The organism is Pseudoalteromonas luteoviolacea H33-S, assembly GCF_001625695.1.
Taxonomy (GTDB): Bacteria; Pseudomonadota; Gammaproteobacteria; order Enterobacterales; family Alteromonadaceae; genus Pseudoalteromonas; species Pseudoalteromonas luteoviolacea_B.
Genome location: NZ_AUXY01000139.1, coordinates 1 through 7,719, shown reverse-complemented (window position 1 = coordinate 7,719; position 7,719 = coordinate 1). Strand labels below are relative to the sequence as shown.

Annotated in this window: 4 protein-coding genes; 1 reads left to right on the top strand and 3 read right to left on the bottom strand. The window is 38.4% G+C overall.

All coding sequences use genetic code 11. The annotated features are described in order from the left end of the window. Positions 1-430: 430 nt before the first annotated feature. On the bottom strand, positions 431-3,031 hold the full coding sequence (locus tag N477_RS25455; protein WP_063363916.1) for an ExeM/NucH family extracellular endonuclease: 2,601 nt from the start codon (positions 3,029-3,031) through the stop codon (positions 431-433). 521 nt (positions 3,032-3,552) lie between these two features. Between N477_RS25455 and N477_RS25450 the strand changes: the two genes are divergently transcribed. Further along, positions 3,553-4,539, top strand: a complete 987-nt coding sequence (locus tag N477_RS25450) for a hypothetical protein (protein WP_063363917.1) — start codon at positions 3,553-3,555, stop codon at positions 4,537-4,539. A gap of 61 nt (positions 4,540-4,600) precedes the next feature. On the opposite strand, the gene N477_RS25445 is transcribed toward N477_RS25450, so the two are convergent. Together N477_RS25445 and N477_RS25440 are read right to left on the bottom strand one after the other, a co-directional pair. Then, a complete protein-coding gene (locus tag N477_RS25445; protein ID WP_063363918.1) occupies positions 4,601-5,257 on the bottom strand; it encodes a DUF1826 domain-containing protein in 657 nt (218 codons plus the stop codon). Positions 5,258-5,434: 177 nt separating this feature from the next. Then, positions 5,435-7,423: a methyl-accepting chemotaxis protein gene (locus N477_RS25440; protein WP_063363919.1), complete on the bottom strand. Its 1,989-nt coding sequence runs from the start codon at positions 7,421-7,423 to the stop codon at positions 5,435-5,437. Between the last annotated feature and the right edge of the window lie 296 nt (positions 7,424-7,719).

Below are 7,719 nucleotides of genomic sequence, written 5' to 3'. Positions count from 1 at the left end.
AATATTTAGGAAACAAGGCCTGGAGGAAGTATTTACGGGCATTCATTAATGACAAAGCGAATTGGGAATTAAACTGCCCATTACTGCCTCACGTAAATTCAATTAATTAAACAACTTAAAATTTTAACAAAATAGACTGAGCAAGCTTAAATCAACATCTAAATTCATTCATGCCCCTATCAGGTCAAACTTCATTCACTCGTTGTTTTCATATTTTTAAGCTACTACAAACTAATCACTAATAGGATTCTGAGTGCATATCAGGATTAGACCTCAGTAATGCGCAGGTTAGTTAAATCGCGGGGAACTCTTGAAAATGAAATGGCAAGAATAGCCCTCTATTGAACGGTGATAATTTAGAGGGCTATCAGGTTTATTTGATGAAATACAAGTTTATCGTTGAATAACTTTACTTATAGCATTTAGAAATTTAGTTACGAACAATTTTATAATTCAACGTTACATTGCGATAAGGCAAAAAGCCCCTTAAGCCTATATGCCAAATACCTTCTTCTACATCATTAATAATACATTTCTCGTTACTACCCCATAGGTATGGACGACAATCAAACTTGTGAAACCTTGGCTTACGTTTATGTCTTAAGTATAAATCTGCTTCTCCTTGACCTTCAATTGTTACCTCCAGATTGTTGTAACCCTCTGGTACTTCAATAGAAGTGCGCTGCCACCAAAACCAACCGTAAATGTTATCAATTGTGCCTTCAATAACAGGGTAAGGGTCTTGCGTTTGTATATCAATCACGATTGGATCATGATCTGATGAACGGTAGGCATGTTCAGCATATAAAGACTGCTGATGCTTGTCTGATTTGTATTCCGTATTGTAATCAAGCGCAACAGGTTCGTCAGCATTAATATGCCAATCCGCCACACCAAGTACTTTTTGCGTCATAGAATCGCTGGCAAAAGCATGGTCGAGACTACCTAAACGGCCCTTGAAAACATAAGAATAGCTTGTAGCATCACCATTAATCACATTACGTAAATTAGCGTAGCCATTAGTTGTCATCTGGCTGATTGGGTCCTCCATGTTATAAGCATTAAAATCACCTAATATAACCGTATCTTCATCGACAACAGACGTAGGATTGCTAGATAGCCAAGCATGAAGCTCGTTTACAGCCGTAACACGTGTTTGGTTCCAGCAGCCTTGACCATCACTTTGATCTTGATCTAGACCTTCCGCCTTACTACAGCTTCCTTTCGAACGTAAATGTGCAACAACAACGTTGAATACATCTGTCGTAGATATATCTTCAAAACTTTGCACAACAGGAGGCCTGTTACCATAGTCAAAAGGAACTGCGTCTGTAAATGCCGGCGTACCGACTTCCTTCACCTTGTTGGTACGGTAAATAATCCCAGACATGATGGCATCAGTACCCACATTATCAGTACCAAAATTAACGTAATCGTAAGTGTTGTTACTATCCGCGTTAGTTAACACGTTTGCTAACTCTGCGATGGCTGAAGTTTCTCCAAAGCCATCATTTTCCAATTCTAGTAAACCAATAACATCTGCATCTAACCTAATAATGGCAGAGATAAGTTTAGCTTTTTGACGCTCAAACTCTTCAACCGAGTCAGCGCCGCGTTCAGTTGGGAATCCGCGACCTAAACCATCGCCATTAAAGAAGTTCAGAACGTTCATACTTGCCAATCTCAAGTTTCCTTGCTTTTCGATTTGAGGCGCGTCTGTTCTAGAATTATATGAGATGAAGTTCGGTGCAACCGTAGGATGAATGCGGTATTGCGAGAATCCATAACCAATTACACCTTCAATACTTGATACCTTATCTCCAAGACGCAACGTATTATATGCATCCAATTCTGGTGAAGGGTAGGGGATCACCTCTGGATTTTGTTGTGATGACCCGTCATCAAGTGTAATTTCTTTCGTTATATTTAGGCGCTCGATTTCATTAGCCGCTTCACCAGGCAGTGCTACTTGAGTGCCTTGGAATAAACGCTCAGAACCGAGTTTAACTTCACCGTATCGCTTTAAGCCATATGTATCATTTACAACGAGTTCATTTGTGATGTTTACAAACATGCCCTCGTAGGCTTCAAGGCCTAATTCAGTTGGAATCGTGATATCCGCACTGATCACTGCATCAGTGCCACAAGTAACAAGGCCTGTAACGCTAGAGATTTGAGTTTGGCCGTATGACTCTCTGACTGTACCTGCAAGCTTCAACACTTGACCTTCGACGATAGAAAGATCTTGATGAGAAACAAATATACCTTCGGACGTAAGCGGGTTGTCATCTTGATCTAACGCCTCTTCTTGGATGAAGAAGCCCTTCATTTGGTCATCACGTACCAGAGAGGCTGTAACGACACCTTGTATTTCAACTTGTTCACCAACTAGTGTGCTTTGTGCACCATCACCCTGTATCGTAGAGATCAATGTGTTATTTAAATCACATTCAAGCGCTGGTGGCTCAGTTGGATCAGTCGAGTTATGGAACCCGATATTAGAAAAATCATCTTTAGGAAGCGCTTCCCATTGAACAGAAGGGACAAACTCGTCATCTGCTACTACATCGCCAGTCGCTACTGATGCAAAACGGATCAGTGTTTTATCCTTTGTTGAAACACCTTGGTCACTCCAAGAAGAGCCAGGGTCAACGCCTATCTGGCCAATGCTATCTACAACGACACCATTGTTAGTCAAAACAATCGCGTCGTCGCCATTAAACCAGCTACCATCTTTTTGTTGCTGTGCCTTTAAACGTAACTCTTCACTCGCCCTAGCATGCACCAAAACATGTGTTTGTTTTCCTGCAAGCATTCCTTCCAATGAAATACTCGTACCTGCTGTTGTATTACCATTGAAATAAAACTGCAAACGATAGTTACTTAAGTCGACCTCAGTCTCATTATTATTATAGATTTCTATCGCTTTGTTATAGCTACTACCTTCAACATATTCAGAAATGAGCACTTCGGCATGAGCAGGTATTAAGAAGCATGCAATCGCAGAAGCAATTAGGGATTTTTTGAACATAGTTATTTCCGTTTACCGTGTTTTTTAATGAATTATTTAGTAATTAAGGATGCAACTTTATATGAAAAATATTTCAATTGTAATATTAATGTGATTTTTTAATGTGGAATTTGATTTTATTGAAGCTGTTACTTAGCAATTAATTCATCTTAGTGATGAGTTTTAATGATGGCTAACAAATAATGTCAACCAGTACCTGAAAAGGCATATACAAAAAATCTGTCAGAACATACCTATTCTATACAACTCTATCTAATCTAATATTTCAGAATCATGAATAAAATGATTTATGATACCTTATAACAATTATTACACCTCAGTTATCGATTAAATTTTGACCTAAAAAGCTTTCTTACGTTAATGTCTAATAGTCAAACAATTTGACTAACTTAAAAGCTGCTGCAGAAAAGCGGTATCGATTCAATATGGATACAGCTTAGAAACAAGCTTTGAATAACAACTAATAGTAAGTATTAGTTGTACAACAACATGTAAAGTAAATTTGATATAAGGACGATTAAATGAAAACTAATCAATTGATTAAATTAGCATTATTACCTCTGGGGTTAATGACTAGTCAGCACGTGTATTCCCATGAGTTAGGAGGTAATAATTCTATTGGTGACACTGAAATTATCAAACGTCTTGATCTAAATATTGATTGTAATGAAGATCCAACTGCACTTAGTCAAGCGGTGGAAAAAGCCTATTTAGCCAAATCAGTTCAATTTACAGTTTCTGGTGTATGTAATGGCCCGATTAGCATAGTGCAAAGCCATTTCGAAATTCAAAATGACGAAGGGCGTACAGGGTCAATTCGAGTTCGGCATAATCAAGAATATACTCAAAAAAGCGCCGTCTTAGTGGAAGCTAGTGATTTTGTGCTCAAAAATATCAATATTGATGTACCAAATCATATGTCTGCCGTTGAGTTGAAAGCAAATAGTTTGGTAAAATTTGACCACGTTACCACGAATGCAAAATCTGCTGAAGATGCTGCATTTTTGCAATTTTCGGTTACAGACAACAGCACTGCATACTTTAAAAATATGTCTGGTAACTCTATTGGCGTATACGGCAGCTCATATGTTGAATTTAACAAGCACACAGATCAAATGAGGCTAGAAATCTACGATACGTCTGCAGGGCAGTCGACTGATAGCAATCACTTTAAATCTGTTCAAGTGGCGGGGAATGGCTATTTTTTAGCTGACAATAAAAGTAACATCAGTCAATTGATGATTTGGAGTAAAGGCGCAGCAGAGATAAATAACAGAAGTCGAGCTGGTGAAATCATGATGGGCGGGCAAAGCCACTTTGCAGCCTACAAAGAATCAACGGTAGCTGGACCATATTCACTCTGGGGCAATGTGGTTTTTGAACTCGAGCATTCAAAAGCATACAACTGGAAAGCGGTAGATAAGCCACTGTCTATCATTATAGGGAACAATGCGAACGTAAATGGTAAATTGTATCCGGGTTGGAGCTGGACAGGCCAAGCAAAATAAATAGAAGTAACATTTGAAAGAAGAGCTTCTCTCTTCTTTCATTAAGTATTCTCAAATCAAGTTAGCTCAAATAATCAATATAAATACAAAGTTTTGATTCATTGGTATCAAAAGCAGGGGATGAACAAACTACCGCATTGTGTTCTTGATCTTGCCAGTTTTTCCCCTTAACAAGGGCTATATCACCATTGCAAAGTGTATTAACATCACACTCTCTGGGTTCCTTTATTGCTGGCGCAAGCTGATTTTTTTCTAAAGGGTGATATTGCACAAATTCTTTTTCAACCCACCTTTCTCCGCTGCCACCTAGTGTTGATATCATTTTCACAACACCATTTTGAAAATGAAAAGCTGGGCTCAATGAATAAGTGCATGGCAATATCCGCAGACCAATCTCTTTCGGTTCAAATAGCTCTTGAAACATCAACAGCATTAACTCGATATGTTCAAAAAGTAAATCACCATGCGTTGTAGCAGAAAATAAACTCTCCACCTGTTCAAACAACTCGCTCTCAATTGCACCCTGATACTGAAAATAGTTATCTGATGCCTTTTTAACATAATGAATTGCAGCATTACTTTTAGCCCAGTTTGCAGGGCTGCAAAAACAAGTTAAAGCCGTATCTGGCTCATAAATTTTTGAAAGGATGCTCGCGGAGTCATCAATGAGGTATTTAGTGCTTGTGGCAGGGACACTTACTTCTGAATTAACGCTCATAAAACCATATTGTTATGTGATAATGTAGCAACACTATCATTTTACTTAACCCAATTAAAGTGTTTACATAAAATAATTGAGAATAAGAATTAATTTTATTAGTAGGGGGCTTAAGATAGAAAAGGCCTTTAACCAACTACATATCAAAAGCCTAAAATTTCAAAAGCGAATTGAGCGCTAGTCAATCTTAAAATTATCCATCGTTCTTTGCAGCGTATCACTGTTCAACTTCATGTCCTCAAAAAGTGCTTTAAGCGCAATGGATGTTTCAAGTTCATCGTTTGCCGCTTCTAATACAGCCGATGTATTGGTTGAGATATCTTGTGCAACCGTTGACTGTTGCTGCGCAGCAGTTGCAACTGATGTGGTAAGTTGTTCAACATTATTACTGTGTTCACTAACTTGCATAGAAACAAGGCGTGTTTCCTCAACTTCGTTCATTATCTCGCTAGCAAGTTGAGTATTCTCTTTGATGGCGTTAACAACACTTTGACTGATTTCGTTTAAATTACTAAGTAGCGAAGATATTTGCTCTGACGACTCCTTACTGTTATTAGCAAGTCCACGTACTTCGTCTGCAACAACCGCAAAACCTCTTCCATGCTCACCAGCTCTCGCAGCCTCAATTGCAGCATTAAGCGCCAGTAAATTTGTTTGATCTGCAACACTTCGAATTGAATCTAAAATAGTGTTGATCTCAGCAACTTGCTTTTCCATTTTCGCAGCCATCTCGTTAACCATATCCATATGTTCAGATAGGGCATTCATGGCGTCTAAGTTTCGTTGATTGTCCTCAAGTAGTTTTTGTGATTCGTTATTTAATTGATCGCTTGCAGCCAAGGTGTCTGAAGCAGAACGTGCAATCTCTTCACTAGTTGCGGCCATTTCTTCAATCGCAGCAGCAATACTCGATGCCATTGATTGTGTGCGCTGAGCATCTTCGTTCACATGGCTTGCTGCCTTGTCCATTTTCTCACCTAAGTCTGTACCGACATTAATTGACTTTGAGAGCCCTAATAGTAGATCTTTGAATGCATATACTGTGTTATGAATAGACTCGGATATTTGTCCAAGCTCGTCACTGGTTTTCAATCGCACATCCAGGGTCAAATCACCTTCATTAGCAACTTTTTCTAAGATGCCAGTTAAATGGTACAACTCATGCTTGAGTGATGTGACCAAATGCATGTTTATGACTGCAATCACGCTCATTGCTAGGATGAACGATACCGTAATAAACCAGCTTTGACTAACAAGGTCACTTTTGACAGCAGTGCTGTGATCGACCGTTTTAAGCCATTGTTTGTCTAGAATCTTTTTTACCGCAACAATTTGGTTGGTTGCTTTTGGAAACCAATCACTACTCGACATCAGTGTAGAAAAATCTGGATTATCTTCTTCAATTAAATAATTAATGACTCTATCAAGCTCTCTGGCGCTGGAGTCAGACATGGCCCTTTGATATCCCTCAAGCTGCGCACCTTCTAAAGACGTCTCTAATTGCTCCTTCAAAATAGCAAGTTGAGTCTGGTAATAGGTTAGTTCACCTCTTATTTGCGAATTGATCCGCTGTTTAGCAAGTACGCCATTCACTTTCCCTCTAAGTTGTCCTTTACGCTCTTTACTTTTGGCGAGTAAAAATGCGATGGACAGTTTAGATGCCAGATCTCTATTACTAATATAAGCTTGCATACGCGTTGCTGTATCAATGGCTATCTGATTTAAATGGCTATAATACTTAAATGCATTTTTGCTATTTTGGTTGTCAACTTCACGCCTGATTGAAGGCTTTTCATTCAATTCTTTAAATAGAAAAGGGAGCCATTTTTTAACTTTTTCGTCATCCCTAAACTGCCCTGAGTATAAATCTCGCACGACTTTTTCTGCGTTGTCGGCTTTTGTACGTTGAGCTGACACAAGTCTTTTTTTGTCTGCGGTTGGATTACCCAAGTAACCTGCTGACAAACCACGCTCGACCGCATGATGGTGAGCAATCTTTTCTATAGCATCTAATAGTTTGATGTATTCAATATCTTGCGTTGTAGAGGTGTAATCATGCCAATACTGAGTTGCCACTTTTGCAAGTAAGATAAAAATAAAAAGAATCAGGGCGAGAGAGCTAATAACGGTCAGTTGTAAAATGGATAAGCGTTTTAGCAAATTCATTTATTTCTCCAGGGCGTAAACCTAATGCCAATCACTAAAAGGTGGCCAATAATTGTTCCTTACCCTAAAAGATAGTCAAAAAATCGCTAACGATATAAGTTTCTTCATGAAAATATTCGTAAAACGATTCAAACCATTAAATAAAGCAGTAATCTTAAATCACATGTGTCTAAATGAGAGTCTAGTTAACAAAATAAATATCCTTCAAAAAGGATATGTGTGAGTAAATACACATACTTTGAACACAAAAAATTTCGTTAAGACAACTAAAAAAGGAGACTGTAATAAAAACTGTG

Coding starts and splice junctions, on each gene's coding strand:
- N477_RS25455 (WP_063363916.1), bottom strand. CDS start 3,031: ATGTTCAAAAAATCCCTAATTGCTTCTGCGATTGCATGCTTCTTAATA.
- N477_RS25450 (WP_063363917.1), top strand. CDS start 3,553: ATGAAAACTAATCAATTGATTAAATTAGCATTATTACCTCTGGGGTTA.
- N477_RS25445 (WP_063363918.1), bottom strand. CDS start 5,257: ATGAGCGTTAATTCAGAAGTAAGTGTCCCTGCCACAAGCACTAAATAC.
- N477_RS25440 (WP_063363919.1), bottom strand. CDS start 7,423: ATGAATTTGCTAAAACGCTTATCCATTTTACAACTGACCGTTATTAGC.